At 62.9% G+C, this 26,139-nt stretch carries 21 protein-coding genes; 16 read left to right on the forward strand and 5 right to left on the reverse strand.

What is annotated here, in order from left to right; translation table 11 throughout:
* Positions 1-3 precede the first annotated feature (3 nt).
* From hisA to coaA, 4 genes are read left to right on the forward strand one after another with little or no spacing between them, the layout of a single operon-like run.
* The gene (hisA, locus tag C5J22_RS22055) at positions 4-747 is read left to right on the forward strand and encodes a 1-(5-phosphoribosyl)-5-[(5-phosphoribosylamino)methylideneamino]imidazole-4-carboxamide isomerase (RefSeq protein ID WP_105440001.1); all 744 of its coding nucleotides are present in this window, start codon (positions 4-6) and stop codon (positions 745-747) included.
* Positions 744-1,532 carry an imidazole glycerol phosphate synthase subunit HisF gene (gene hisF / locus C5J22_RS22060; protein WP_105440002.1) on the forward strand — a complete coding sequence of 263 codons (789 nt, stop codon included), beginning with the start codon at positions 744-746 and terminating at the stop codon, positions 1,530-1,532. The genes hisA and hisF overlap by 4 nt, the downstream gene beginning before the upstream one ends.
* 18 nt (positions 1,533-1,550) lie before the next feature.
* A complete protein-coding gene (locus tag C5J22_RS22065) occupies positions 1,551-1,874 on the forward strand; it encodes a phosphoribosyl-ATP diphosphatase (protein ID WP_105440003.1) in 324 nt (107 codons plus the stop codon).
* A complete protein-coding gene (gene coaA, locus C5J22_RS22070) occupies positions 1,871-2,866 on the forward strand; it encodes a type I pantothenate kinase (protein ID WP_105422091.1) in 996 nt (331 codons plus the stop codon). The genes C5J22_RS22065 and coaA overlap by 4 nt, the downstream gene beginning before the upstream one ends.
* Before the next feature lie 31 nt (positions 2,867-2,897).
* Here coaA and C5J22_RS22075 read toward each other — a convergent pair whose 3' ends face one another.
* From C5J22_RS22075 to C5J22_RS22085, 3 genes are all read right to left on the reverse strand, one after another.
* On the reverse strand, positions 2,898-3,509 hold the full coding sequence (locus C5J22_RS22075; RefSeq protein ID WP_105440004.1) for an alpha-ketoglutarate-dependent dioxygenase AlkB: 612 nt from the start codon (positions 3,507-3,509) through the stop codon (positions 2,898-2,900).
* A 16-nt stretch (positions 3,510-3,525) separates the two neighbouring features.
* Complete coding sequence (gene arfB / locus C5J22_RS22080; RefSeq protein ID WP_105440005.1) at positions 3,526-3,960, reverse strand: alternative ribosome rescue aminoacyl-tRNA hydrolase ArfB; 435 nt, start codon at positions 3,958-3,960, stop codon at positions 3,526-3,528.
* A gap of 165 nt (positions 3,961-4,125) precedes the next feature.
* Positions 4,126-5,739, reverse strand: coding sequence for a phosphoenolpyruvate carboxykinase (locus tag C5J22_RS22085; protein ID WP_105404798.1), 1,614 nt, complete (start codon positions 5,737-5,739; stop codon positions 4,126-4,128).
* Positions 5,740-6,067: 328 nt separating this feature from the next.
* Between C5J22_RS22085 and chvI the strand changes: the two genes are divergently transcribed.
* From chvI to trxA, 12 genes are all read left to right on the forward strand, one after another.
* Entirely contained in the window at positions 6,068-6,796 is a 729-nt protein-coding gene (gene chvI, locus C5J22_RS22090) for a two-component system response regulator ChvI (protein ID WP_105440006.1), read from the forward strand.
* A 104-nt stretch (positions 6,797-6,900) separates the two neighbouring features.
* Entirely contained in the window at positions 6,901-8,655 is a 1,755-nt protein-coding gene (locus C5J22_RS22095) for a sensor histidine kinase (RefSeq protein ID WP_245440502.1), read from the forward strand.
* A complete protein-coding gene (locus tag C5J22_RS22100) occupies positions 8,652-9,116 on the forward strand; it encodes an HPr kinase/phosphorylase (protein ID WP_105440008.1) in 465 nt (154 codons plus the stop codon). The genes C5J22_RS22095 and C5J22_RS22100 overlap by 4 nt, the downstream gene beginning before the upstream one ends.
* A 126-nt stretch (positions 9,117-9,242) precedes the next feature.
* On the forward strand, positions 9,243-9,644 hold the full coding sequence (locus tag C5J22_RS22105) for a PTS sugar transporter subunit IIA (protein ID WP_037086324.1): 402 nt from the start codon (positions 9,243-9,245) through the stop codon (positions 9,642-9,644).
* A gap of 13 nt (positions 9,645-9,657) precedes the next feature.
* Positions 9,658-9,936 (forward strand): HPr family phosphocarrier protein, encoded by a 279-nt coding sequence (locus tag C5J22_RS22110; protein WP_105404802.1) that lies wholly within the window; start codon positions 9,658-9,660, stop codon positions 9,934-9,936.
* Positions 9,937-10,110: 174 nt separating this feature from the next.
* Positions 10,111-11,511, forward strand: a complete 1,401-nt coding sequence (ahcY, locus tag C5J22_RS22115; RefSeq protein ID WP_105440009.1) for an adenosylhomocysteinase — start codon at positions 10,111-10,113, stop codon at positions 11,509-11,511.
* Positions 11,512-11,784: 273 nt separating this feature from the next.
* Positions 11,785-14,364 carry a PAS domain-containing sensor histidine kinase gene (locus C5J22_RS22120; protein WP_245449342.1) on the forward strand — a complete coding sequence of 860 codons (2,580 nt, stop codon included), beginning with the start codon at positions 11,785-11,787 and terminating at the stop codon, positions 14,362-14,364.
* Positions 14,361-15,872: a tRNA (adenosine(37)-N6)-threonylcarbamoyltransferase complex ATPase subunit type 1 TsaE gene (tsaE, locus tag C5J22_RS22125; RefSeq protein WP_105440127.1), complete on the forward strand. Its 1,512-nt coding sequence runs from the start codon at positions 14,361-14,363 to the stop codon at positions 15,870-15,872. Before C5J22_RS22120 ends, tsaE begins: the two co-directional genes overlap by 4 nt.
* A 12-nt stretch (positions 15,873-15,884) precedes the next feature.
* Entirely contained in the window at positions 15,885-16,631 is a 747-nt protein-coding gene (locus tag C5J22_RS22130) for a nucleotidyltransferase family protein (protein WP_105440010.1), read from the forward strand.
* Positions 16,628-19,831, forward strand: coding sequence for a double-strand break repair protein AddB (gene addB, locus C5J22_RS22135; RefSeq protein WP_105440011.1), 3,204 nt, complete (start codon positions 16,628-16,630; stop codon positions 19,829-19,831). The genes C5J22_RS22130 and addB overlap by 4 nt, the downstream gene beginning before the upstream one ends.
* On the forward strand, positions 19,824-23,369 hold the full coding sequence (addA, locus tag C5J22_RS22140; protein ID WP_105440012.1) for a double-strand break repair helicase AddA: 3,546 nt from the start codon (positions 19,824-19,826) through the stop codon (positions 23,367-23,369). Before addB ends, addA begins: the two co-directional genes overlap by 8 nt.
* 72 nt (positions 23,370-23,441) lie before the next feature.
* On the forward strand, positions 23,442-23,762 hold the full coding sequence (gene trxA / locus C5J22_RS22145) for a thioredoxin (protein ID WP_038547409.1): 321 nt from the start codon (positions 23,442-23,444) through the stop codon (positions 23,760-23,762).
* Between the two features lie 82 nt (positions 23,763-23,844).
* Here trxA and C5J22_RS22150 read toward each other — a convergent pair whose 3' ends face one another.
* On the reverse strand, positions 23,845-25,197 hold the full coding sequence (locus C5J22_RS22150; RefSeq protein ID WP_245440498.1) for a folylpolyglutamate synthase/dihydrofolate synthase family protein: 1,353 nt from the start codon (positions 25,195-25,197) through the stop codon (positions 23,845-23,847).
* A 33-nt stretch (positions 25,198-25,230) separates the two neighbouring features.
* Positions 25,231-26,127, reverse strand: a complete 897-nt coding sequence (accD, locus tag C5J22_RS22155) for an acetyl-CoA carboxylase, carboxyltransferase subunit beta (protein WP_105440013.1) — start codon at positions 26,125-26,127, stop codon at positions 25,231-25,233.
* Positions 26,128-26,139: the final 12 nt, after the last annotated feature.

Genomic DNA, 26,139 nt, shown 5'->3' on the forward strand with positions numbered 1-26,139 from the left:
GACATGATCCTCTTTCCTGCAATCGACCTGAAGGACGGCCAGTGCGTGCGCCTCAAGCTCGGCGACATGGACCAGGCCACCGTCTACAATCCCGATCCCGCAGCCCAGGCCAAGGCTTTCGAGGACCAGGGGTTCGAGTGGCTGCATGTGGTAGACCTGAACGGCGCCTTCGCGGGGACAAGCGTCAACGGCGCCGCCGTCGACGCGATCGTGAAAGCCACGAAGAACCCTGTGCAGCTCGGCGGCGGCATCCGCACGCTCGACCATATCGAAAACTGGCTGGCACGCGGGCTTGCCCGCGTCATCCTCGGCACCGTCGCGGTGCGCGATCCGGCGCTGGTCATCGAGGCCTGCAGGCAGTTTCCGGGCAAGGTCGCCGTCGGCATCGACGCCAAGGGCGGAAAGGTCGCGGTCGAGGGCTGGGCGGAAGCATCAGAGCTCGGCGTCATCGAACTGGCGAAGAAATTCGAAGGCGCCGGCGTTTCGGCGATCATCTATACCGACATCGACCGCGACGGCATTCTGGCCGGTATCAACTGGGCCTCGACGCTGGAACTCGCCGATGCCATCTCCATTCCGGTCATCGCATCGGGCGGGCTTGCCTCGCTCGACGACATCAGCCGCATGCTGGAGCCGGATGCGGCCCGGCTCGAAGGCGCAATTTCCGGCCGTGCGCTGTATGACGGCAGCATCGATCCCAAGGAAGCGCTGGCCCTGATCCGCTCCAGACAAGGACGTGCCGCATGACCCTCAAAGCCCGCGTCATCCCCTGCCTGGACGTCAAGGACGGCCGCGTCGTGAAAGGCGTCAACTTCGTCGACCTCATCGATGCCGGCGATCCCGTAGAGGCTGCAAAAGCTTATGACGCCGCCGGTGCCGACGAACTCTGCTTCCTCGACATCACCGCCTCCTCCGACAATCGCGAGACGATCTTCGACGTCGTCGCCCGCACCGCCGACCATTGCTTCATGCCGCTCACCGTCGGCGGCGGCGTGCGTGCCGTCGGCGATATCCGCAAGCTGCTGCTGGCCGGCGCCGACAAGGTCGCGATCAACTCGGCGGCGGTCAACAATCCGGATTTCGTGGCTGAGGCCGCCGACAAGTTCGGCAACCAGTGCATCGTCGTGTCGATCGACGCCAAGCGGCGGCGCAGTCAGGCGATCGGTGGCGACAATCTCAGCGCCTGGGAGATCTACACGCATGGTGGCCGCAACGCGACCGGCATCGATGCCGTCGAGTTCGCCGTCAAGATGGTCGAGCGCGGCGCCGGCGAGCTGCTCGTCACCTCCATGGACCGGGACGGCACCAAGAGCGGCTACGACCTGGAGCTGACGCGGATGATCGCCGACAGCGTCCGGGCACCGGTCATCGCGTCGGGCGGGGTCGGAAACCTGGACGACATGGTCGCCGGCATCAAACAGGGCCACGCGACGGCGGTGCTGGCCGCATCGATTTTCCACTTCGGGACCTATACGGTCGGTCAGGCAAAACACTATATGGCAGAGCACGGCATCGCCATGCGGCTCGATTGAGCGGTCGGAGAGAATGTTATGAGTGAATTTTCCCTGATCGACCTCGAGCGGATCGTCGCCGAGCGGGCCAAGGCATCGCCGGAGGAATCCTGGACGGCAAAACTGGTCGCCGCCGGCCAGGATAGGGCCGCAAAGAAGCTCGGCGAAGAAGCCGTCGAAACGGTGATCGCCGCGATCAAGCACGACGCCAAAAATCTGACGGCGGAAAGCGCCGATCTCCTTTATCATCTTTTAGTCGTCTTGAATATTGCGGCGGTACCGTTGCAGGATGTGCTCGACGAACTCCAGCGAAGGACCGGCCAGTCCGGCCTTCAAGAAAAGGCAAGCCGGCCGACATCATGAATATCGTTTCCCAGCCCGCCGAGGCGCCGGAGCTCGAGACCGGCTCGAATGCGGAATATTATTCGCCCTATCACCACTTCAGTGCGGAAGAATGGGCGAAGTTCCGCGCAGACACGCCCCTGACGCTCACCGCAGACGAGGTGCAGAGGCTGCGTTCGCTGGACGACCCGATCGATCTCGATGAAGTCAGGCGCATCTATCTCTCGCTGTCGCGCCTGCTGTCGACACATGTGGAGGCGACGCAACGCCTCTTCCAGCAGCGAAACCGCTTCCTGAGCCTTTCCGACATCACCAAGACGCCCTTCATCATCGGCATTGCCGGGTCGGTCGCGGTCGGCAAGTCGACCACCGCACGTATCCTGAAGGAACTGCTCGCCCGCTGGCCGTCGAGCCCGAAAGTGGATCTCATCACCACCGACGGTTTCCTCTATCCGAACGCCGTGCTGAGTCGTGAAAACCTGATGGAGCGCAAGGGCTTTCCGGAAAGCTACGATATCGGCACCATCCTGCGGTTCCTGTCGGCGATCAAGGCCGGCGAGCCGAACGTCAAGGCGCCTCGTTACTCGCATCTCACCTACGACGTTTTGCCGGACGAATACACGCTGGTCGACCGGCCGGACATCCTGATCTTCGAGGGCATCAACGTCCTCCAGTCACGGGCGCTGCCGGCCGACGGAAAGATCGTTCCGATCGTCTCGGACTTCTTCGATTTCTCGATCTATATCGATGCCGACGAAGAACAAATCCACAACTGGTACGTCCAGCGCTTCATGAAGCTGCGCCAGACCGCCTTCCGCGATCCGACCTCGTTCTTCAAGAAATACGCGGCAATCGATGCGGATGCGGCCCGCGCCGTTGCCGAGGGATTGTGGGAAAACATCAACCTGAAGAACCTGCGCCAGAACATTCTGCCGACCAGGCCCCGGGCGGACCTCATCCTGCGCAAGGGCCGCAATCACCTGGTCGAAACGGTCGAACTGCGGAAACTGTAGGCGATCGAACGCCGGCTATTGAATTAAATCGTCAACTATTCACGCGGCGGAGCGTCAGGTTGATGCGTCCGCCGTTCTTCAGCAGCGTCGACGTATCCGGATAGATGCGATCGACGCCGTGAAAGGCGAGGCGTCCCTCTCCGCCCAGCACGACGACATCCCCACTCGCCAGCCGGAAAGAGCCGGTTGGGTCCTTCCGGTTCCGGCCACCGACCCGGAACAGGCAGCTGTTGCCCAGCGAGACGGAGAGAACGGGGGCAGCCAGATCGTTCTCGTCCCGGTCCTGATGCAGGCCCATCTTGGCATCGTCGGAATAGAAATTGATGAGGCAGGCTTCCGGCGGTTTCGGATAATCGCCGAGTTTTTCCCAGAGATCGAGCAGCTCCCGTGGCATCGGGGGCCACGGCTTTTTCGTGACCGGGTGAAAAGACTGATAGCGATACCCCTGGTCCTTGTCCGTTACCCAGCCGAGCGGGCCGCAATTGGTCATGCGCACCGACATGGGTTTGCCGGTGCCGGGCATTTCGGGCGTATAGAGCGGCGCCTCGGCCACGACGTCTCGTATCAGTTCGACCAGATGCTCCTGCGCCGGCCGATCCAGATAGTCGGGAAGGTGCCTGATGCCATTCGCAAGCGTCGCCAAAGATCAATCTCCGCCGTTAGTCGCCGCTTGGCCGGCCGCGCATCTTCTTGACGTCCGAACGGCCGGATTTTTCTTTCAGCCGTCGCTCCACCGAACCCTTGGTCGGCTTGGTCTTCTTGCGCGGCGGCGGTGGCGGTTCGGCCGCCTTGAGGATCAGTTCCTTCAGCCGCTCGCGTGCGTCTTCCCGGTTGCGATCCTGGCTGCGGAACCGGTTCGCTTCTATCATCAGCACGCCGTCCTTCGACACCCGTTTTCCGGCGAGCTTGATGGCATTTTCCTTCACCCGCTCCGGCAAGGACGGCGTATTCATGATGTCGTAGAAAAGCTGGACCGCCGTCGAGACCTTGTTGACGTTCTGGCCGCCCGGCCCGCCCGCCAGCACGAATTGTTCCGTCAGTTCCCATCCGGCGATGGTGATGCGGTTGTTGATGACGAGGGGATTGCTGGCCATGGGTCTCTGGTCTTTGTTCTTGGGCGCATGCCGTTGTCCGGAACCGGCACCCACGTTCGGGCGGCATGCGGCAGGCCCGCATCTTTCCCACAAAGCCGGCAAAAAGAAAACCGCCGGCCCAGGGTGTTATCCCGGGCCGGCGGTTTCACGTGAATCCTTCAAAGATTACTCGGCGGCGGCAAGCATGACCGGAGCGGCGCTTCTCACCTTGCTGTCGACGTGGTCTTCGTACTGCCCGAAGTTCTGGATGAACATCGAGACGAGCTTCTTGGCATAGGCGTCGAACGCCGCGCCATCCGCCCAGGTCGAGCGCGGATCGAGGATCGCATTGTCGACGCCTTCAACGGCGACCGGCACCGCGAAACCGAAATTCGGATCGGTCCGGAACTCGGCGTTCTTCAGGCTGCCATCGAGCGCAGCGCTGAGGAGGGCGCGGGTCGCCTTGATCGGCATACGACGACCAACGCCGTAAGCGCCGCCGGTCCAGCCGGTGTTGACGAGCCAGCAATCGACGCCGTGGCGGGCGATCAGTTCCTTGAGCAGGTTGCCGTATTCGGCCGGATGACGCGGCATGAACGGCCCGCCGAAGCAGGTCGAGAACGTCGCTTCCGGCTCGGTGACACCCTTTTCCGTGCCGGCGACCTTGGCGGTGTAACCGGAGAGGAAGTGGTACATCGCCTGTTCCGGCGTCAGCTTGGCGATCGGCGGCATGACGCCGAAGGCATCGGCGGTCAGCATGATGATCGACTTCGGCTGCGGTGCCATGCCGGTCTTCGATGCATTCGGGATGAAATGCAGCGGATAGGCGCTGCGGGTGTTCTCGGTCAGCGAATCGTCGTTGAAATCCGGAACCCGGTTCCCGTCGAGCACGACGTTTTCGATCACCGTGCCGAAACGGCGGGTCGCCGCATAGATTTCCGGCTCGGCTTCGGCCGAAAGATTGATGGCCTTGGCATAGCAGCCGCCTTCGAAATTGAAGACGCCGTTTTCACCCCAGCCATGCTCGTCGTCGCCGATGAGCGTACGGTTCGGATCGGCCGACAGCGTGGTCTTGCCGGTGCCGGACAGGCCGAAGAACACCGCGGTATCGCCGTCCGGGCCGACATTGGCCGAGCAGTGCATCGGCATGACGCCTTGTTCCGGCAGGAAGTAGTTGAGCACGGAGAAGACCGACTTCTTGTTTTCGCCGGCATAGGAGGTGCCGCCGACCAGGATGAGGCCATTGGTGAAATCGCAGGCGATCACGGTCTCGGTGCGGCAGCCGTGGCGGGCGGGATCCGCCTTGAAGCTCGGCAGGTTGATGATCGTCAGCTTTTCTTCGAAGCTTTCGAGCGTGGCGCGATCCGGACGGATCAGAAGATTGCGGATGAAGAGGGCGTGCCAGGCGAATTCACTGACGACGCGGGTCGGAAGCGCATATTCGGCATCGGCGCCGCCGACCAAATCCTGGACGAACAGCGTCTTGCCGGCCGCATGGGCGAGCATGTCCTGCTTCAGGACTTCGAAGTGTTCAGGCTTCATGGGCTTGTTGTCGCTGCCCCACCAGACACGCTTCTCGGTGCCGGCATCGCGGACAATGAACTTGTCCTTGGGGGAGCGGCCGGTGTGCTGCCCGGTGACGGCGCGGAGGGCACCGTCGATCGTCAGATCGGCTTCACCGCGGCGGATTGCTTCTTCGTAGAGTTCAACCTCGGACGAATTGTAATAAACACGCGATACACCGCCGAGACCGATCGCCGCTAAACCCTTGGACGGGTTGTGAAGTCCAAACTCCTCCATGCGCGCACTCCTTCAGCTTGCCGTGGGGACTGACGCGAAATTAATGACAGATTTCTAAAAGGGCAAGAGGCCATTTGCAAATTCTTTAATAATATCAATTATTTAATCGATTTAAAAAATTTTATTCCTCTTTAAATCGGTTTAATAACTGTTTCAATCCGCATCCGCACTATCTTAAACCTCATTGCCAAAACGCACGATCGTCAGCGGCCCCTTTATCTTTGCCACAATTTGTTCCACCTTTATACTCAAGAAGCGCGTCGGCTGATGCCGCCTGGCTGGGGTGATTTCCAGGAGATGCGCATAGATGATGACGGAGATGGAGAGCATGCAGACAATCGCGCTCGTAGACGACGACCGCAATATCCTGACGTCGGTGTCGATTGCACTCGAGGCAGAAGGATACAAGGTCGAGACCTATACGGATGGCGCTTCCGCGCTCGACGGGCTGATCGCCCGCCCTCCGCAGTTGGCGATCTTCGATATCAAGATGCCGCGCATGGACGGCATGGAGCTTCTGCGCCGCCTGCGGCAGAAGTCCGACCTGCCGGTGATCTTCCTCACCTCCAAGGATGAAGAGATCGACGAACTGTTCGGGCTGAAGATGGGCGCCGACGACTTCATCACCAAGCCGTTCTCGCAGCGTCTTCTGGTGGAGCGCGTCAAGGCGATCCTGCGACGCGCCGGCAGCCGCGAGGCACAAGCCGCCGGCGGTGCCGGGGCCAAGACGGCAGCCGATCAGCAGGCAGCCCGCACCCTCGAACGCGGCCAGCTTGCCATGGACCAGGAGCGCCATACCTGCACCTGGAAGGGCGAGCCGGTGACACTGACGGTGACCGAGTTCCTGATCCTGCATTCCCTGGCCCAGCGGCCCGGCGTCGTCAAAAGCCGCGATGCGCTGATGGACGCCGCCTATGACGAGCAGGTCTATGTGGACGACCGCACCATCGACAGCCACATCAAGCGGCTGCGCAAGAAGTTCAAGATGGTCGACAACGACTTCGATATGATCGAAACGCTCTATGGCGTGGGTTATCGGTTCCGCGAGTCGGCTTGACCCTTGCGAAAGGTTAACTTGAGGCCACGGCCGGACCAGCGCTAAGCTGGCCCGGTGGAAGGACTGCAGTGGCAGATCAAACGTTCGACAGCAATATCGCCCGAATGGAGAAGGCTGGGACACGCCGCGCGCCGCGGAAGTTCTGGTCGCGTCCCTTCACGCTCATTCGGCGGGTGTTCGGCCACGCGGTCTTTTCGAGCCTCACCCGCCGCATCCTGTTCTTCAATATCGCCGCGACGGTGGTGCTGGTCGCCGGCATTCTCTACCTCAACCAGTTCCGCGAGGGGCTGATCGACGCCCGCGTCGAGAGCCTGCTGACGCAGGGCGAGATCATCGCCGGCGCGATTTCCGCCTCAGCCTCGGTCGATACCAACTCGATCACCATCGACCCCCAGAAACTCCTCGAACTGCAGGCCGGCCAGAGCATTACGCCGGTGCCGAACGACGAGGATCTCGACTTTCCGATCGATCCCGAGCGCGTCGCACCGGTTCTGAGGCGGCTGATTTCGCCGACCCGCACCCGCGCCCGGATTTTCGATGCCGACGCGAACCTGCTGCTCGATTCCCGCCATCTCTATTCGCGCGGACAGGTGCTGCGTTTCGACCTGCCGCCGGTGGAAAACGAAGCGCAGACCTGGAGCGAATGGTTTGCAGGCCTCATCAACCGCCTGCTGCAGCCGGGCAACCTGCCGGTCTACAAGGAAGCGCCGGGCGGCGACGGTTCGATCTATCCGGAGGTGATGAACGCGCTGACCGGGGTTCGGGGTGCGCTCGTGCGCGTCACCGACCGCGGCGAGCTGATCGTTTCCGTCGCCGTGCCGGTCCAGCGTTTCCGCGCCGTGCTTGGCGTGCTTCTTCTGTCGACCCAGGCCGGCGACATCGACAAGATTGTGCATGCGGAACGGCTGGCGATCATGCGTGTCTTCGGCGTCGCGACGCTGGTCAACATCCTCTTGTCGCTGCTGCTGTCGTCGACCATCGCCAATCCGCTGCGGCGGCTGGCGGCCGCCGCAATCCGCGTGCGGCGCGGCGCCAAACAGCGCGAGGAAATCCCGGATTTCTCCTATCGCCAGGACGAAATCGGCAATCTTTCGATCGCGCTTCGCGAGATGACCAACGCGCTCTACGACCGCATCGATGCGATCGAGAGTTTCGCGGCCGACGTCAGCCACGAGCTCAAGAACCCGCTGACTTCGCTTCGCAGCGCCGTCGAGACGCTGCCGCTGGCGAAGTCCGAGGAGTCGAAGCAGCGCCTGACGGAAATCATCTTCCATGACGTGCGCCGCCTCGACCGGCTGATCAGCGACATTTCCGATGCTTCGCGTCTGGATGCCGAGCTTGCCCGCTCGGATTCAACCCCCGTCGACATGGAAAACCTGCTCGGCAATCTCGTCGATATTTCGCGGCAGATCCGCAGCGGCCGCAAGCCGGTGGACATCAGCCTCACGGTGGACAATAAGGCCGGCAACCGGTCGGCCTTCCTGGTGAACGGCCACGATCTTCGCCTCGGGCAGATCATCACCAACCTCATCGAGAACGCACGATCCTTCGTGCCTGAGAAGGGCGGCCGCATCACCATCCGGCTCTTCCACACCAGGGACCGGGTGATCGTGACGGTGGAGGACAATGGTCCCGGCATCCAGGCGGAGGATATCGACCGCATCTTCGAACGCTTCTACACGGACCGGCCCGACGGCGAGAGTTTCGGCCAGAATTCCGGTCTCGGCCTGTCTATCAGCCGGCAGATCGCCGAGGCCCATGGCGGCTCGCTGAAGGCGGAAAACGTGCACGACGCCAAGACGGATGCCGTGACCGGGGCGCGCTTCACACTGTCGCTGCCGGGCGGCGAAGACCAATGAGCACGACGCCGGTCAATATCCATGCGACCGCGATCGTCATCGGCACCAAGGGCCTCCTCTTCACCGGCCCGTCCGGCAGCGGCAAATCCATGCTCGCCTTCACCTGTATCGCCGCGGCCCGGCGCCAGGGCGCTTTCGCGGCCCTGGTGGCCGACGATCAGGTGCTCGTCTCGCGCCACGGCGATCATCTGCTCGCCACCCGGCCGGAACCGATCGCCGGCCTCATCGAACTGCGCGGCAGCGGCATCGCCCGTGTTGAAAGCGTCTCCGCCGCGGCGCTGGACCTTACGGTCGAGATCATCTCCCTGCCCGAGGACGAAAGGCTTCCGCCGGAAAACGAACGCTTCCGGATCCCCGGTCTCGGCGACCTTCCGCTGGTCCGGATATGGCGCGGTGCACCCGACCCTTTGGCGGTTCTGGCGGCGTTCGCGTCTGATTTTCACGCCGAGATGCCGTTTTGATCACCCTGAAGCCTGATTTTTTAACTTGAACTTCGAGTCTACTTGGAGAAGATGGCATCCCACCGCTGGACCGCCTTGTTGCAATGCGATATTGGCGCCGAGTTTCCATAGCAGGGGGCAGTTTTCATGATCGGACTAGTGCTTGTCACCCATGGCAAGCTGGCTGAGGAATTTCGTCATGCGGTGGAGCATGTCGTCGGGCCTCAGAAATTCATCGAAACCGTATCGATCGGTCCCGAGGACGACATGGATCAGCGGCGGCAGGATATCGTCGATGCCGTCACCAATGCCGATGAAGGCCACGGCGTCATCATCCTGACGGACATGTTCGGCGGCACGCCCTCCAATCTTTCCATTTCCGTCATGGAAAGCGGCAGGATCGAAGTGATTGCCGGCATGAATCTACCGATGCTGATCAAGCTTGCCGGCGTGCGCAGCGACAACAACATGGACAAGGCGCTCGCCGAAGCCTCCGAAGCCGGCCGCAAATACATCAATGTCGCAAGCCGCGTCCTCAGCGGCAAATGAGAACCCAGACCGGATGTCATCCCCCTCTTCCCGTGAATTCCTGATCGTCAACAAGCGTGGACTGCATGCGCGCGCCTCCGCCAAATTCGTGCAGATGGTGGAAACCTTCGATGCGCGGATTACCGTTTCCAAAGACGGAACGACCGTCGGCGGTACCTCGATCATGGGCCTGATGATGCTCGCCGCCAGCACGGGATGCTCGATCGAGGTCTCAGCGGAAGGCCATCAGGCCGAGGAAGCGTTGAACGCGCTGGAACAGCTCGTCGCCAACAAGTTCGGCGAAGAAGCCTGACGCGCCCGCAGCTTAACCTTTCACTGACATAAACATATAAAGACTTCTTTATATCCCGTTGCCAGCTTGCCGGAAGCCTGCTAAACCGCTGGCCAGTTTCCGCTTGGCCAAAGCGGGTCTTGCCACGTCCGGCGGTACCCCGCCGGAAAGGGCCCACCGAACATGGAGAGCTTTATGAGCATTGAGAAGGATTACGTCGTCGCGGATATCAATCTTGCCGCCTACGGCCGCAAGGAGCTCGACATCGCAGAGACCGAAATGCCGGGCCTGATGTCGTGCCGCGAAGAATTCGGCACCACCAAGCCGCTGAAGGGCGCCCGTATCTCCGGCTCCCTCCACATGACCATCCAGACGGCCGTTCTGATCGAGACACTTCAGCACCTCGGTGCAGAAATCCGCTGGGCGTCCTGCAACATCTTCTCTACCCAGGACCATGCTGCTGCGGCGATCGCTGCCGCCGGCATCCCGGTCTTCGCCGTCAAGGGCGAATCGCTCACCGAGTACTGGGACTATACCGACAAGATCTTCCAGTGGGCCGATGGCGGCCTCTCCAACATGATCCTCGATGACGGCGGCGACGCCACCATGTACATCCTGCTCGGCGCCCGCGCCGAAGCCGGAGAAGACGTTCTTTCGAACCCGACGTCGGAAGAAGAAGAAATTCTCATCGCGCAGATCAAGAAGCGCCTCAAGGCATCGCCGGGCTGGTTCACCAAGCAGCGCGACGCGATCAAGGGCGTTACCGAAGAAACCACCACGGGCGTGCACCGCCTTTACGAACTGTCCAAGAAGGGCCTGCTGCCCTTCCCGGCGATCAACGTCAACGATTCGGTCACCAAGTCGAAGTTCGACAACAAATACGGCTGCAAGGAATCGCTGGTCGACGGCATCCGCCGCGGCACCGACGTGATGATGGCCGGCAAGGTTGCCGTCGTCTGCGGTTACGGCGACGTGGGCAAGGGTTCGGCCGCTTCGCTTGCCGGCGCCGGCGCCCGCGTCAAGGTCACCGAAGTCGATCCGATCTGCGCCCTGCAAGCTGCCATGGACGGCTTTGAAGTCGTCGTCCTCGAAGACGTCGTCGACAGCGCCGACATCTTCATCACCACGACCGGCAACAAGGACGTCATCCGCATCGACCACATGCGTGCGATGAAGGACATGGCGATCGTCGGCAATATCGGCCACTTCGACAACGAAATCCAGGTCGCCGCGCTCAAGAACCTCAAGTGGACCAACGTCAAGCCGCAGGTCGACATGATCGAGTTCCCGAAGGGCAACCGCATCATCCTTCTGTCGGAAGGCCGCCTGCTCAACCTCGGCAACGCCACCGGCCATCCCTCCTTCGTGATGTCGGCGTCGTTCACCAACCAGACGCTCGCCCAGATCGAACTCTTCACCAAGCAGGGCGAGTACAAGAACGACGTCTACATCCTGCCGAAGCACCTCGACGAGAAGGTCGCTCGCCTGCATCTCGCCAAGCTCGGCGTGAAGCTGACGGAACTCTCCGACGAGCAGGCAGCCTATATCGGCGTCTCGCAGACGGGCCCGTTCAAGGCTGAACACTACCGGTACTAATCAATAGCCGGTCAATCCACAAGATATGGTAGCCGCGGCCTTGACAAAGGTCGCGGTTTCTTTTTTGGGCGCATCCCTTCCCGGCGATTCCCTAAGCAAGTATTGTTTTAGAACTTGATTCGCGCCTTCCCTGGAGCGTGATGCCGGAAGCCGAAAGCGGTTTTCGACCATCGTCGCGCTCCCACCATGTGATTGGGAGCCGTCCGGCTACGGGCAAGGCACGGAGTGGTATGTCTTGTCGATGAGCGGCAATTGGACGGAGACAGACCGGATATGTCGGTAAAAAAAATGAGCTCGTCAGAACGGGCCGATCCCCTTTGCGGCGGAGCGGACGCTCCGGCTTTGCGTTTCGTTTCGGGGACACCGGACGATAATGCGACCGTTGGAAGACTTCGCCGCCTGGCGCTGTTCGGCAGCGCTTTCCTTTCGGGCACCGCCCTTTCAGGGCTCGCGACCGCAGCGCTTGCGCAGCAGTCGGGCGATTCAGCCGTCCGCCTGTTTTCCTCGACGGAAGTCATCGTTTCATCGCTGGTGATGGGCGCGCTTGGTGCCGCCCTGTTTTCCGCCATCTGGCTGGTGCGTCAGCGCGGCAACATGGAAGCCGAAACCCAGGAAATGCGCAGCGCCCTTTCGGATGCGCAGCAGCGGATTTCCAAGTTCGAAGCCCTGATCGCCGACAAGAACCGCCGGATCGTCGTATGGGAAAGCGGATCCTCCAAACCGGAATTCCTCGGCCAGCTGCCGGTGGAAACCGGCGCGCCGCAGCAGGACCGCGAATTTCTCGCCTTCGGCCGCTGGATGCGCGGCAGTTCGGCCAGCGAACTGGAAAAGTCCGTTGAACTGCTGCGGGTCGAAGCCCGCTCCTTCGACATGGTCGTCGAGACCAACCGCGACGAGATTTTGGAAGTGCAGGGCCGCGTTTCAGGCGGCAAGGCCTTCGTCCGCTTCATCGCACTCAACAACCTGCGCGCAGAACTCGCCGAGCTCAAGATCGAGCGCGAGCGGCTGACGAACTCGATCATGATGTTCCATTCGCTGCTCGACGCCATCGAGCACCCGGTCTGGCGCCGCGATTCGCAGGGCAGGCTCACCTGGGTGAACCACGCCTATGGCGATGCCGTGGAGGCTCCGACGCCTGCGCAGGCGCTCGAGGACGGCCGCGAATTTCTGGGCTCGATCGCACGCGAAAAGATCAGGTCGGCGGCAACCTCCACCTCGCCTTTCCATGACCGGATATCCACGGTCGTGCACGGAAACCGGACCATGTTCGACGTCGTCGACGTCGTCATACCCGGCGGTTCGGCAGGCTTGGCGGTCGACGTTTCCGAGGTGGAAGCCGTGCGCGAGGAACTGAAGCGGACGCTGAAGAGCCACGCCGAAACGCTCGACCATCTGGCAACGCCTGTCGCCATCTTCGACGGCGAGCGCCGGCTGCAGTTCTACAACCAGGCTTTCGTACAGCTCTGGGGGTTCACCCTGCCCTTCCTCGATTCCAGGCCGGACAATAGCGAGCTGCTCGATAAATTGCGCAGCGAAGGCAAGCTGCCGGAGCAGCTCAGCTGGCGGAGCTGGAAGGACGCGGCCTTGTCCGTCTATCAATCTCCCAACACCCAGACCGACCTCTGGCACCTGCCGAACGGCCAGACACTGCGCGTGATCGCCACCGCCCACCCGCAGGGCGGTGCCACCTGGGTGTTTGAGAACCTTACCGAGCAGGTGGATCTCGAGACCCGTTACAATACGCTGGTCCAGGTCCAGGGCGAAACCATCGACCATCTGTCCGAAGGCGTCGCCGTCTTCGGGCCGGACGGGCGCATCCGCCTGTCCAACCCCGCCTTCCGGGCGCTCTGGGGCATCACCGCCGAGGAATCCAAGCCGGGCACGCATATCAAGGCGATCGAGACCGCCTGCGCACCATCTTACGACAAGCAGGATGGCTGGCGCCGCTTCGGCCAGATGCTGACCAATTTCGACGACGAGCGCCCCTCGCTGCAGGGCACGTTCGAACTCTATTCCGGCCTGATCCTCGACTATGCCGTGACGCCGTTGCCGAACGCCCAGACGATGCTCACATTCGTCGACATGACGGCGAGTGCCAGGGCGGAACGGGCGCTCAAGGAAAAGAACGAGGCGCTGCAGAAGGCGGACGAGCTCAAGAACGATTTCGTCCAGCACGTTTCCTACGAACTGCGCTCGCCGCTGACCAATATCATCGGCTTTACCGATCTGCTGAAGACGCCGGGCATCGGCCCGTTGAACGAGCGGCAGTCGGAATATATCGATCATATCTCGACGTCGTCGTCGGTTCTCCTGACGATCGTCAACGACATCCTCGATCTGGCGACCGTCGATGCCGGGATCATGCAGCTCAACTATTCCGAAATGGCGATCGACGACCTGCTCGACGACGTGGCCATGCAGATCGCCGACCGGCTGCACGAAAACGGCGTGACGCTGGCGATCACCGCGCCGGCCGGTCTCGGCACCATCGTCGCCGACCAGCAGCGGCTGAAGCAGATCCTCATCAAGCTGCTCACCAATGCCACCAACTTTGCCCCGGACGGCTCGGCCATCACGCTCAACTGCTGGCGCACCCATAGCGACGTGTTCTTCTCGGTGACCGACAAGGGTCCGGGGATTCCGGAAGATATCCTGAAAACAGTGTTCGACCGCTTCTCGGCCAATGCCAAGGGCGGCAAGCGCTCGGGCGCGGGCCTCGGCCTTTCGATCGTCGAAAGCTTCGTGACGCTGCATCACGGCGATGTCGCGATCGACAGCAAGCCCGGCCAGGGAACCACGGTTACGTGCCGCATTCCGAGCGGCACGACGGCGCGGTCCGTCGCCGCGGAATGAGTGGTGAGACGGCCCTTACCCTGACGCTTGCCGACGAGGCCGAAACGATCCGCCTCGGCGAGGATATGGCGCTGGCGCTGAAGAAGGGCGACTGGATTGCCCTTTCCGGCGATCTTGGTGCCGGCAAATCGACCTTCGCCCGGGCTTTTTTGCGCGCGCTTGGCGATGAAGACGAGCTCGAAGTGCCGAGCCCCACCTTCACCTTGGTGCAGAGCTACGAGCTGCGCATTCCGGTGGCGCATTTCGATCTCTATCGGCTTGGGGATTCTTCCGAGCTGGACGAACTTGGTTTCGACGAGGCGCTTTCCAACGGCATCTGCCTGGTGGAATGGCCCGAGGTCGCCGACGACCTGCTGCCGCAGGCCCGCATCCAGCTCAGGCTCGAACAGAGCGGCAGCGGCCGGACGGCGACGATCACCGCCCCGGACACGCAGATGCAGCGTATCCGCCGTGTGCTGGCGATCCGGGAATTTCTCGACAAACACGGCTACCTCGGCGCGCGGCGGCGGTTCCTTACCGGCGACGCTTCGACGCGCGCCTATGAGAGCGTGACGATCGCAAACGGCGAAACGCTGATCCTGATGGATTGGCCGCGCCCGGCCGAAGGGCCGCCGGTTCTCGACGGCAAGCCCTATCCCAAGGTCGCCCATCTGGCCGAAGACCCCTATCCCTTCGTGGCGATCGACGAATACCTGCGCGAGCTGGGTCTGGCGGCGCCGGAAGTGCTGCATGTCGATTACGACCAGGGCATCCTGCTGATCGAAAATCTCGGCGTAGAGGGGGCCGTTGACGAAGACGGCAATCCCATCGAGGAACGCTACCGCGAAAGCGTCGTGTGCCTCGCCTTCCTGCACAGCCACGAGATGCGCCAGGACCTGCCGGTCGGGGACGGCCATATCCACCACATTCCCGAGTTCGACCCGACCGCGATGAAAATGGAAGCCCGGCTTCTGATCGACTGGCACCTACCCTGGAAGCGCGGCACGGCAGCCACCGACGAGGAACGCCAGGAATATCTGGCGATCTGGGACAATCTCATCCGCGAACTCGACGGCGTCGAAAAGAACCTGCTGCTGCGCGATTTCCATTCACCCAATATCATCTGGCGGCCGCATGAATCGGGCGTGCGACGCGTCGGCCTGATCGACTTCCAGGATGCGATGATAGGCCCGACCGCCTATGACCTCGCCTCTATCGTTCAAGACGCACGGGTGGACATTCCGAAGGCGCTTGCCGACCAGCTGATGCTGGATTACGTGACGCTCCGCCGCGCACTCGGAGCCTTCGACGAGCCGACGTTCCTGAAGGCCTGGGCGATCATGGCCGCGCAGCGCAACTGCAAACTCGCCGGCCTTTGGGTGCGGCTCTTGCAGCGGGATGGCAAGCCGGGCTATCTGAAGCACATGCCGCGGACGCTCCGTCATCTCGCGACGGCGCTGAGCCACGATGTGCTCACCCCCTTGCGCGATTGGTGTCGCCGGGCTGGAATAGAACTGCCCGAATCATAAATACGGTTTCCGATGACCATCAAAAAAGTCGCCATCAAGCAGGCCATGGTGCTTGCCGCAGGGCTTGGCACCCGTATGCGGCCGATCACCAACACCATGCCGAAGCCGCTGGTGCCGGTCGCCGGCAAGCCGATGATCGACTACGTTATGGATTCGCTAAAGGAAGCCGGCGTCGAGCGCGCGGTGGTCAACGTGCACCACTTCGCCGATCAGATGGCGGCGCATCTCAAAGCCTACGAGGGCCTCGAAATCCTGATCTCCGACGAGCGCGACGCGCTGATGAACAATGGCGGCGGGATCGTGAAGGGGCTGAAGCTCCTCGATCGCGGCACGGTTTTCATCATGAATGCCGACCTCTTCTGGATTGGCGAGACACCCGGCAAGCCGACCAACCTGCAGCACCTGGCGGAGTTCTTCGATCCAGAGCGCATGGACATGGCGATGCTCTGCGTCGATATCGACAACACGACCGGGCACAACGGTATCAACGATTTCGGCATGGATGCGGATGGCCGATTGAGGCGTTACCGGGATGATCCGGCCAATCCGGTCGTCTATGCCGGCGCCTTCGCGATGAGCCCGTCTTTTCTGGATGACGCGCCGTCCGATGCCTTCAACATCAATATCTATTTCGACAAGGCCATCGCTCGCGGCCGGCTCTACGGAACCATGCTCGACGGCCACTGGATCACCGTCGGCACGCCGGAAGCGCTGCCGGAAGCCGAAGCGGTGATCGCGCGCTATCCGGTGGAGGCATGACCACGCTATCCGGCAAGAAGCGGGCCTTTTCGATCCCCGCCGGAGCGCCGTTCCTCAAGACCGTGGCAGCGGCACTCTGTGACGGCCGGCTCAACGAGACCTTCCGCTACGATCCGGCCGATCCGCTTTCGCTCGCCGACGTGACCATCTATGTGCCGACGCGCCGTTCGGCCCGCGTGCTGCGCTCGGAATTCGTCGATCTGCTCGGCGGCCGATCGGCGATCCTGCCGGTCATCCGGCCGCTCGGCGAAACCGATGACGACAGCGGTTATTTCGACCTCGTAGCGCCCGAGGAGATGGACCTGGCGCTGCCGATCGGCGGCACCGCGCGCCTGCTCGAACTCGGCCGGCTGATCCTTGCCTGGCGCAACCAGCTTCCGAAAATCGTGCTCGACGTGCATTCGGAATCACCGCTCGTCGCACCGGCCAGCCCCGCCGATGCCATATGGCTCGCTCGCGCCTTGGCCGAGCTTATCGACGCGGTCGAGACCGAGGAACGCGATTGGGCCGATCTTAAAAAACTCGACACCGGCGAACATGCACTCTGGTGGCAGCTGACCGCCGAGTTCCTGTCGATCGCCAGCGCCTTCTGGCCGCTTCGTCTCGAAGAACTGCGCCGTTCTTCACCGGCGAAACATCAGGCGGCGATCCTGCGAGGCGAGGCGCGGCGGATTTCGTCCAGGGATCACAAGGGACCGGTGATCGTCGCGGGTTCGACCGGCTCCGTGCCGGCCGCTGCCGACCTGATCGCCGCGATCTCCAACCTTCCGAACGGTACCGTCGTTCTGCCGGGGCTCGACCTCTCGATGCCGGCGGATCAATGGGCGATGATCGGCGAAGAGGCCTTTGACGGCAAACCCGAACCCGCCAGCCGCAGCCATTCGCAATTCGGCCTGTCACGGCTGCTCAGGAAGCTCGGCGTGACGCGGGAAGACGTGGCGGTGCTTGGCGAAGTTCCGGGCGATCTCGCCTTCCGCGCCGAAGCGCTCTCCCAGGCGCTGGTGCCCGCCAAGGCGACCGACCGCTGGAGCACCTGGCGGGACAGCGCCGACCCCTCCCTCCTGGCCCAAGCCTTTGCCGATGTCTCGCTGATCGAAGCCTCGAACGAACGCGAGGAGGCTGTGGCGATCGCCATCGCGCTCCGGCTGGCGCTTGAGCAGCCGGGAAAAGACGGCGGCGAGAGCCAGGCGGCACTGATCACCCCCGATCGTGCGCTGGCCCGCCGGGTCACCGCCGAACTTTCCCGTTTCGGCCTGCTCGCCGACGATTCCGCCGGTTCACCGCTTTCCGGCACGCCGCAGGGCACGCTGACCCAGCTGCTGCTCGAGGCGACGCTTCGGCCGGGCGACCCGGTGGCGATCGTGGCGCTGATCAAACACCCGCTGATGCGGCTCGGCCTGTCCACCGCCGATCTGCGGTCTTCCGTCGAAGCGCTCGAAATCCTGGCACTGCGCGGCGGCCTCGGCGACATGGACATTTCCGCGCTGGAGCCGCTGCTCGAAACCCAGCTTGCTGCCCAGCTCAAAGACCGGCATACGCCTCACTGGCGGCTGTCGCTGCCTGCCGACGCCGTCGACAAGGCCCGCGACCTCGCCCGGCGGCTGGCAAAAGCCGTCGAGCCGCTCGCCTCGGCCCTCATCCGCCGCCGGCCGGACGGGCGCGGCCTCACCGCCAAGCTGACGCTCTCCGACTGGGCCGAACGTACGGGCCGCGCGCTGGAAGCCATCTGCGTGGATGAAGGGAAAAACCTCGCGGCGCTCTGGTCCGGCGAAGCTGGCGAGCGGCTGGCGGGGTTGCTCTCCGAAGTCATCGACACCGACGGGCAGATGGAGGCGGACGGTCCCCAATGGATCGACATCGTCATGGCACTGACAACAGGCGAGGCGGTAAAGCCCCGTTCGCTCAGCCATCCGCGCATCTTCATCTTCGGCACGCTGGAAGCCCGGCTGCAGAGCGTCGATACGATGATACTCGGCGGGCTCAACGAAGGATCCTGGCCGGGCCAGACCGTCAACAACCCCTTCCTGTCCCGCACCATGAAGACCGACATGGGCCTGGAGCCGCCGGAACGGCGGATCGGCCAGCTCGCCCACGATTTCGAAATGGCCTGCGGCACCCGGCATCTGATCCTGTCGCGCTCGACGCGGCAGGGATCGACGCCGACCGTGGCCTCACGCTGGCTGCAGAGGCTGCTGGCCTTGGGTGGAAGACAATTCGCCGAAGATCTCAAGGCGCGCGGACACCAATACCGCGATTGGGCTTCCATGATCGACGCCGGCGAAAACCAGCCGGTTGCCAAGCGCCCGACCCCGAAACCGCCGGCGGACCTGCAGCCGGTAAAGTATTCCTTCAGCGAGGTCGGGCGCCTGCGCCGCGACCCTTATTCGATCTATGCCCGCCGGATCCTGAAGCTCGATCCGCTCGCCCCGTTCAACCGCGATCCCGGCGCCTCCGAACGCGGCACGCTCTACCACGCGATCATGGACCGCTACACGCGCGAGGGCCACAAGCCCGACACGCCTGCGGCCAAAGAGGCGATGCGCCGGATCACCCAGGAACTGTTCGACGCCGAACAGCTGCCAACCCATATCGACCGCGTCTGGCGGCCCCGTTTTGTCGAAGTCGCCCGCGCCTTCCTGGACTGGGAAGTCGAGCGGGCGCCGGATATCCGCAGGACGATGACGGAAGTCGGTGCCGGCTGGGATCTGGAGCCCGCCGGCATCCGCGTCACCGGGATCGCAGACCGGATCGACATCAAAGGTTCGGGCCTTGCGGACATCGTCGACTACAAGACGGGCCTCAGCCCATCCGTTTCCCAGGCGCGGGCGCTGCTCGATCCACAACTCGGGCTTGAGGCGGCGGCGCTTCGGGCGGGAGCGTTCAAGGATGCGGGTCCGTTGACGCCCGACCAGCTGCTCTATATCCGGCTGCGTCCCGGCGACCGGTTCCGCGAAGACAAGGTCAACAACGAGGGTTCGAGTGCGACGGCCAAGCGGCAGCCGAAATCCGCGATCGATCTGGCGGACGAATCGCTCGAACAGCTGACCCGGTTCGTGATCACGCTGCGCAATGGTGAAGCCGGCTTCGCATCGCGCCTCGTTCCGATGGCGCAGAATGATTTCGGCGGCGAATACGACCACCTCGCCCGCGTGGCCGAATGGTCGACGGCCGACGACGAGGAGGCGGAAGTCGATGAGTGATCTGGCTCCGGAGGGCGACGACCCGATCAAGTGGATCGACTGGACGACGGTGCAGCAATCGCTCGCCTCCGATCCCATAAGTTCCGCCTGGGTTTCGGCCAATGCCGGCTCCGGCAAGACGCATGTGCTGACCCAACGGGTCATCCGCCTGCTGCTCGCCGGTTGTCGGCCTTCGTCGATCCTCTGCCTCACCTATACCAAGGCGGCCGCATCGGAAATGTCGAACCGCGTCTTCCAGCGGCTTTCGGAATGGACGGTGCTTTCGGACGACGAGCTGCGCAAGCGGATCGCCGGCATCGAAGGTGCTGAGCCGGATATTTTCAAGCTCGCCGAGGCGCGGCGGCTGTTCGCCAAGGCTCTGGAAACGCCGGGCGGGCTGAAGATCCAGACGATCCACGCGTTCTGCGAAGCGCTGCTGCACCAGTTTCCGCTCGAAGCCAATGTCGCCGGGCATTTTTCGGTGCTCGACGACCGCGCCGCCTCCGCCCTGCTCGCCGACGCACGGCGCTCGCTACTGACGGCGACCTCGGCGGAAGAAGACCCGGTGCTCGCCGAAGCCTTTGCGCATGTGCTGGATCTCGGCGACGAATTCGGACTCGAAACGCTGCTCGGCGATATCATCGCCAACCGCACCGCGATCCGCCGTTTCATTGCCCATGCCGAACGTCACGGCGGCATCGGCGTCGAACTGAAGCGCGCGCTGGGGTTGGGGCCAGCCGACACGGAAGACAGCATAGCAGCAGCCTACTGGCCCCTGCCCGGCCTCTCCGGCCTGACGCTCGATCTCTATCTGGCGCTTGCCGACCAGAAGGGCGGGCAGAAGGTCACGGAAGTCGCTTACGGCCTTCGACTGGTCGCCAAGGAGCCGGATGTCCTGAAGCGGGCCCAGCATCTCGACCAGATTTTCCTTACCCGCGAAGGCAAGCCGAAAGCCGACAGTTCGCTGGTCGCCAAGGCGATGACAACGACGGCACCGGAACTGACCGACGCCGTGGCGGCCGCTCGTGCCCATGTCGTCGCTTGTCGCGACCGACTGCGGCTGATCCGGATGTTCCTCGCTAGCAAGGCGGCGCTGACGCTCGCGCAACGCCTCAACGATGATTACGAGGACCTGAAGAAACAGCGCAGCCTGCTCGATTTCGAGGACCTGATCGCCCGCACCGCCGATCTCCTCACCCGAGACGGCGTCGGCGCCTGGGTGCATTACAAGCTCGACCAGGGGATAGACCACATTCTCGTCGACGAGGCGCAGGACACCAGCCCGATCCAGTGGACGGTGATCAAGTCGCTGGCGGAGGACTTCTATTCCGGCGCCAGTGCCCGCGAGACCCGCCGCACCATCTTCGCGGTCGGCGACGAAAAACAGTCGATCTATTCCTTCCAGGGCGCCCGGCCGGAACGGTTTGCGGAAGAACGCAGCGAGACGGAAAAACGGGTGCGGGCCAGCGACCAGGCCTTCCACTCGGTGCGGCTGCCGCTCTCCTTCCGTTCCACGGCCGATGTGCTCGCAGCCGTCGACCAGGTGTTTTCTCTGGAGGAGAACTTTCGAGGCCTCAGCGCGCTGGGCGAACCGGTGCAGCACCGCTCCAACCGGATCGGCCACCCGGGCGCCGTCGATCTCTGGGACGTCGTGGTGCCGGAAGTCGCCGAGCAGGAGGAAGACTGGACGGCGCCATTCGATTCGACGCCCGACAAGGCGCCTTCCGCCATTCTCGCGGGCCGGATCGCCAACCGGATCGAGGAGATGATCGGCAAGGAAACGATCATCGAAAAGGGCATAGAGCGGCTGATCGAGGCCGGTGACATCCTCGTTCTGGTCCGAAAGCGCGATGCCTTCGTCAATGCACTGACCCGGGCACTGAAACGCCGCGACAATATTCCGGTCGCCGGTGCCGACCGGCTGCGGCTGACGAGCCATATCGCCGTGCAGGATCTCCTGGCACTTGGCCGCTTTCTGCTTTTGCCGCAGGATGATCTTTCACTGGCGGCGTTACTCAAAAGCCCGCTCTTCAATCTCTCGGAAGAGGACGTCTTCGAAGTCGCGGCGTTACGGCCGGAGAACACGAGCGCCTGGACACAGCTCAACCGCCTGGGCCACGAACAGCCGCTCCGGTTCCGCGATGCGGCCGACCGGCTTCAGCATCTTCTCGACCTCTCGCGGCAGCTCAGCCCGCATGACCTGTTTGCCCGGATTCTCGGCGCGCAAGGCGGACGGCGGAAATTCCTTGGCCGGCTCGGTACCGAGGCCGGCGATATTCTCGACGAATTCCTGACCTTCGCGCTCGACCACGAGACAAACGGATTGCCGGGCCTGCAGGCCTTTATCTCTACGCTGGAAATCGAATCGCCGGAGGTGAAGCGCGAACAGGACGGCGGCCGCAACGAGGTGCGGATCATGACCGTGCACGCTTCCAAAGGCCTGGAAGCGCCGGTGGTGTTCCTCGTCGACAGCGGCTCGAAGGCGTTCATTTCCTCGCATGTGCCGAAATTCCGGCTGCTTCGGATCGCCGGCGAGAATGTGCCCGCCTGGGTGCCCGGCAAGATGCTGACCAATGCGATGACATCAGCCGACGACGATCGGATCAGGACTTCCACCGAGGAAGAATATCGCCGGCTGCTCTATGTGGGGATGACACGAGCTGCGGACCGGCTGATCGTCTGCGGTTATCGCGGCAAGATCGACAATCCCGATACCTGGCAGTCGATGATTTCCAAGGCGCTTGCTGCCGACGAGCACCATTGCAGTGCTGCGGAATTCCATGGGTCCGAGGCCCAATGGGGCGGCTTCAAGTGGCGGCTTCCGGCCGCTCCCGGACAGACGCCGAAGGCGGCGCACAAGGAGGCGGCGGCAGCGGACAGAAGGCCGCTTCCGCCAGCGCTTTCCCGTCCCCTGCCCGCGCAAAAAATCCTGCCGCGGCCGCTCAGCCCTTCCGGCGCCGGCACGATGATCGATGACGACGCGGACGACCTGATCGTCGCTTCGCCGCTGTTTGCCGATCAGAAGGACAGCGCGGGACTGGCGCTGCAGAAGGGCAAGCTGGTTCACCGCATGCTGCAGATGCTGACGGATTTTCCGGAGCCCGAACGTGCCTCCGCCGCCCGCCGTTATGCGGACCGTGCGGCCCGTTTCTGGCCGGCGGCGGAGCGCGAAAAGCTCGTCGCCAGCGTCATGTCGGTGCTTTCACACGCCGAACTCGGGCCGGTGTTTTCGCAGCGGGGCCAATCGGAAGTCTCGATCATGGGCACGCTGGCGCTGGAAGGCCGCGACTATGCAATTTCCGGCCGCATCGACCGGCTGGTGGTGACCGAGGATCGGGTGATCATCCTCGACTACAAGACCAATCGCGTGCCGCCGAAGAACCTTGACACAATACCGCTCTCGCATCGCGCCCAGCTCGCCATCTATCGCGAAATCCTGCGGCCGCTTTACCCGGCAAAAAATTTCGACTGCGTGCTGGTCTATACCGAGTCGGCGCAAGTGGTTACGCTGCCGGCGGAACTGCTGTCACGCTCGCTTGCAGAACTCAAAACAAAGTGAGATAGCGGCCATTGAAAACTTTGAGCGGGAAGCTCACATTTACACCAACAGAGAATCGTGAAGGAGAGCCCTATGGCTACCGTAAAAGTCGATAACAGCAACTTCCAGGCCGAAGTCCTCGACGCCGCCGAGCCGGTGATCGTGGATTTCTGGGCTGAATGGTGCGGCCCTTGCAAAATGATTGGCCCGAGCCTCGAAGAAATTTCGAACGAGCTCGCCGGCAAGGTGAAGGTCGTCAAGCTGAATATCGACGAAAATCCCGAGCTTGCTGCCCAGTTCGGCGTGCGTTCGATCCCGACGCTTGCCATGTTCAAGGGTGGCGAAGTCGCCGACATCAAGGTTGGCGCCGCTCCGAAGACCGCCCTTTCGGCCTGGATTTCCAGCGCCGCCTAACTTCCAGTCGCATGCCCGCGTAAAAAAAGCCCGGCTGATCCCTGCAGCCGGGCTTTTTCTATGTCGGTCTCGACCCTTCCGGTCAGGTCGGCGGGGTGCCGTTGTCGGCGAGTACATTGCCGGCGAAATAAAGCGAGCCGCCGATCAAGATGCGCGGCGGCGGCCCCCCCGGCACCTGGCGGCGGGCGATTTCCTGCAGCGCCTCAGCCGCGGAGCCGGCGGGTTCGGCCACCAGGCCCGCATCGAATGCTGCATGGGCGAGAACCACGGGGTCGAGCCCCGATTCGCTGCCGCGGATGCGCACGGTGAAGACGTGTTCGGCGATGTCGGCAAAGGCGCGGAAATAACCGATCGGATCCTTGGTGTTGATCATCCCGGCGATGATGTAGAGCGGCCGGGCCTGTCGTTCCTCGAAGGAGGCCATTGCCTCGGCAATCACCTCGCCCGCGCCGGGATTGTGCCCGCCATCCAGCCAGATTTCAGAGCCTTCGGGCGCATATTGCAGCAGTTTGCCTTCGGTCAGCTTCTGGAGGCGGGCCGGCCATTCGACCGTCGCCATCGCCTTTTCCATCATCGCTTCGGTGACGGAGAAGCCGGCTGCCTTGACGGCGCGGATGGCGGCAGCGGCATTCGCGTATTGGTGACGCCCCGGCAGCCGCGGCAAAGGTAGGTCGGCAAGGCCGAACTCGTCTTGATAGATCAGCCGGCCGAATTCCTCGTGGGCCGAAAATTCCTGGCCATAGACGGCGGTCGGACAGCCGAGCCGTTCGGCAGTCGAAACCAGCACGTCGCGGGCCGCCTCAAATTCCTGCTGTCCAATGACGACCGGGCGGCCGCGCTTCATGATCCCCGCCTTTTCGGCCGCAATCAGTTCGACCCGATCGCCGAGATAGGCCTGATGGTCGAGCGAGATCGGCATGATGACCGAGACCGCCGGATCTGAAATGACGTTGGTGGCATCGAAACGGCCGCCGAGGCCGACTTCGAGGAGCGCCGCATCGCCGGGCTGTTCCGAGAACAGCAGGAAGGTGGCGGCGGTCAGGATTTCGAAGACGGTGATCATCTGGCCATTATTGGCCGCCGCGATGCGCCGCAGGGCATCCGCCAGCATCTCGTCGCCGACGATCTGGCTGCGGCCGCCTTTGACGCCGATTCGGTAGCGTTCGTGCCAGTTGACGAGATGCGGAGACGTGTGGACATGCGTGGCGTAACCGCCTGCCTCGAGCAGGGCGCGGCAGAAGGCGGTCACGGAGCCCTTGCCGTTGGTGCCGGCCACATGGATGACGCGCGGCAGTTTCCTGTGCGGATTGCCGAGGAGTTCGAGCAGGCGGGTGATCCTGTCGAGCGAAAGATCGAAACCCTTCGGATGAAGGGTCATCAGCCTATCGATTTCCCGTTCCGCCTCGCTCACAACGGGCTCGTTCATGGTGGTCATCCCGCCGCTCCGGCTCTCGATGCTCTCTTTCGGTCAGGCGCTGAGCGCGATGGGGGCCGGAAGCGCTTCCTGGACAGGCTGCTTTGTCAGCATCTTCAGGATCTTGGCCAGCGTCGACGGAATGTCGTGGCGCTTCACCACCATGTCGACCATGCCGTGCTCCAGCAGATATTCCGAGGTCTGGAAACCTTCGGGCAGCTTTTCGCGCAGCGTCTGCTCGATCACCCGCTTGCCGGCAAAGCCGATTTCGGCGCCCGGTTCGGCGATATGGACGTCGCCCAGCATGGCGTAGGAGGCTGTGACGCCGCCGGTCGTCGGGTTGGTGAGCACGACGATATAGGGCAGTCCCGCTTCCTTCAGCATGTCGACCGCAACCGTGGTGCGCGGCAGCTGCATCAGCGACAGGATGCCTTCCTGCATGCGTGCGCCGCCGGAGGCCGGGAAGATCACCAGCGGGCATTTTTCGGTGAGAGCCCGTTCGCAGGCGCGGACGATCGCCTCGCCGGCCGCCATGCCGAGCGAACCGCCGATGAAGTTGAATTCATGCACGATAGCAACGAGCTTCAAGCCCTGGACCTCGCCGAGACCGGCAAGAATCGTGTCTTCCTGCTCGGTCTTGATGCGGCTGTCCTTCAGGCGGTCGGCATACCGCTTCGAATCGCGGAATTTCAGCGGATCCTGGGCGACCTTCGGCTGCGGGAACGCTTCGAAGACACCGCCGTCGAAAAGATCGACAAGGCGAGCCTTGGCGGGCATCTTCATGTGGAAGCCGGAAGCGGGGATGACCCACTTGTTTTCTTCCAGGTCCTTATGAAAGACCATTTCCCCGGTTTCCGGGCATTTGATCCAGAGATTTTCCGGAACGTCCCGGTTGGGACGACCGAGCATGGAGTTGATGCGCGGCCGGACGTAATTGGTGATCCAGTTCACTTGGCGTACTCC

Source organism: Neorhizobium sp. T25_13 (assembly GCF_002968675.1).
Lineage (GTDB): Bacteria > Pseudomonadota > Alphaproteobacteria > Rhizobiales > Rhizobiaceae > Neorhizobium > Neorhizobium tomejilense.

Excerpts from the sequence above, each read along its gene's own strand:
- C5J22_RS22130 (WP_105440010.1), top strand. The coding sequence starts at position 15,885 with ATGACCATCAAAAAAGTCGCCATCAAGCAGGCCATGGTGCTTGCCGCA.
- addA (WP_105440012.1), top strand. The coding sequence starts at position 19,824 with ATGAGTGATCTGGCTCCGGAGGGCGACGACCCGATCAAGTGGATCGAC.
- C5J22_RS22085 (WP_105404798.1), bottom strand. The coding sequence starts at position 5,739 with ATGGAGGAGTTTGGACTTCACAACCCGTCCAAGGGTTTAGCGGCGATC.
- arfB (WP_105440005.1), bottom strand. The coding sequence starts at position 3,960 with ATGGCCAGCAATCCCCTCGTCATCAACAACCGCATCACCATCGCCGGA.
- C5J22_RS22095 (WP_245440502.1), top strand. The coding sequence starts at position 6,901 with ATGGAGAAGGCTGGGACACGCCGCGCGCCGCGGAAGTTCTGGTCGCGT.
- coaA (WP_105422091.1), top strand. The coding sequence starts at position 1,871 with ATGAATATCGTTTCCCAGCCCGCCGAGGCGCCGGAGCTCGAGACCGGC.
- tsaE (WP_105440127.1), top strand. The coding sequence starts at position 14,361 with ATGAGTGGTGAGACGGCCCTTACCCTGACGCTTGCCGACGAGGCCGAA.
- C5J22_RS22065 (WP_105440003.1), top strand. The coding sequence starts at position 1,551 with ATGAGTGAATTTTCCCTGATCGACCTCGAGCGGATCGTCGCCGAGCGG.
- C5J22_RS22105 (WP_037086324.1), top strand. The coding sequence starts at position 9,243 with ATGATCGGACTAGTGCTTGTCACCCATGGCAAGCTGGCTGAGGAATTT.
- C5J22_RS22120 (WP_245449342.1), top strand. The coding sequence starts at position 11,785 with ATGTCGGTAAAAAAAATGAGCTCGTCAGAACGGGCCGATCCCCTTTGC.
- C5J22_RS22100 (WP_105440008.1), top strand. The coding sequence starts at position 8,652 with ATGAGCACGACGCCGGTCAATATCCATGCGACCGCGATCGTCATCGGC.
- addB (WP_105440011.1), top strand. The coding sequence starts at position 16,628 with ATGACCACGCTATCCGGCAAGAAGCGGGCCTTTTCGATCCCCGCCGGA.
- ahcY (WP_105440009.1), top strand. The coding sequence starts at position 10,111 with ATGAGCATTGAGAAGGATTACGTCGTCGCGGATATCAATCTTGCCGCC.
- hisA (WP_105440001.1), top strand. The coding sequence starts at position 4 with ATGATCCTCTTTCCTGCAATCGACCTGAAGGACGGCCAGTGCGTGCGC.
- C5J22_RS22110 (WP_105404802.1), top strand. The coding sequence starts at position 9,658 with ATGTCATCCCCCTCTTCCCGTGAATTCCTGATCGTCAACAAGCGTGGA.
- hisF (WP_105440002.1), top strand. The coding sequence starts at position 744 with ATGACCCTCAAAGCCCGCGTCATCCCCTGCCTGGACGTCAAGGACGGC.
- chvI (WP_105440006.1), top strand. The coding sequence starts at position 6,068 with ATGCAGACAATCGCGCTCGTAGACGACGACCGCAATATCCTGACGTCG.
- trxA (WP_038547409.1), top strand. The coding sequence starts at position 23,442 with ATGGCTACCGTAAAAGTCGATAACAGCAACTTCCAGGCCGAAGTCCTC.
- C5J22_RS22150 (WP_245440498.1), bottom strand. The coding sequence starts at position 25,197 with ATGACCACCATGAACGAGCCCGTTGTGAGCGAGGCGGAACGGGAAATC.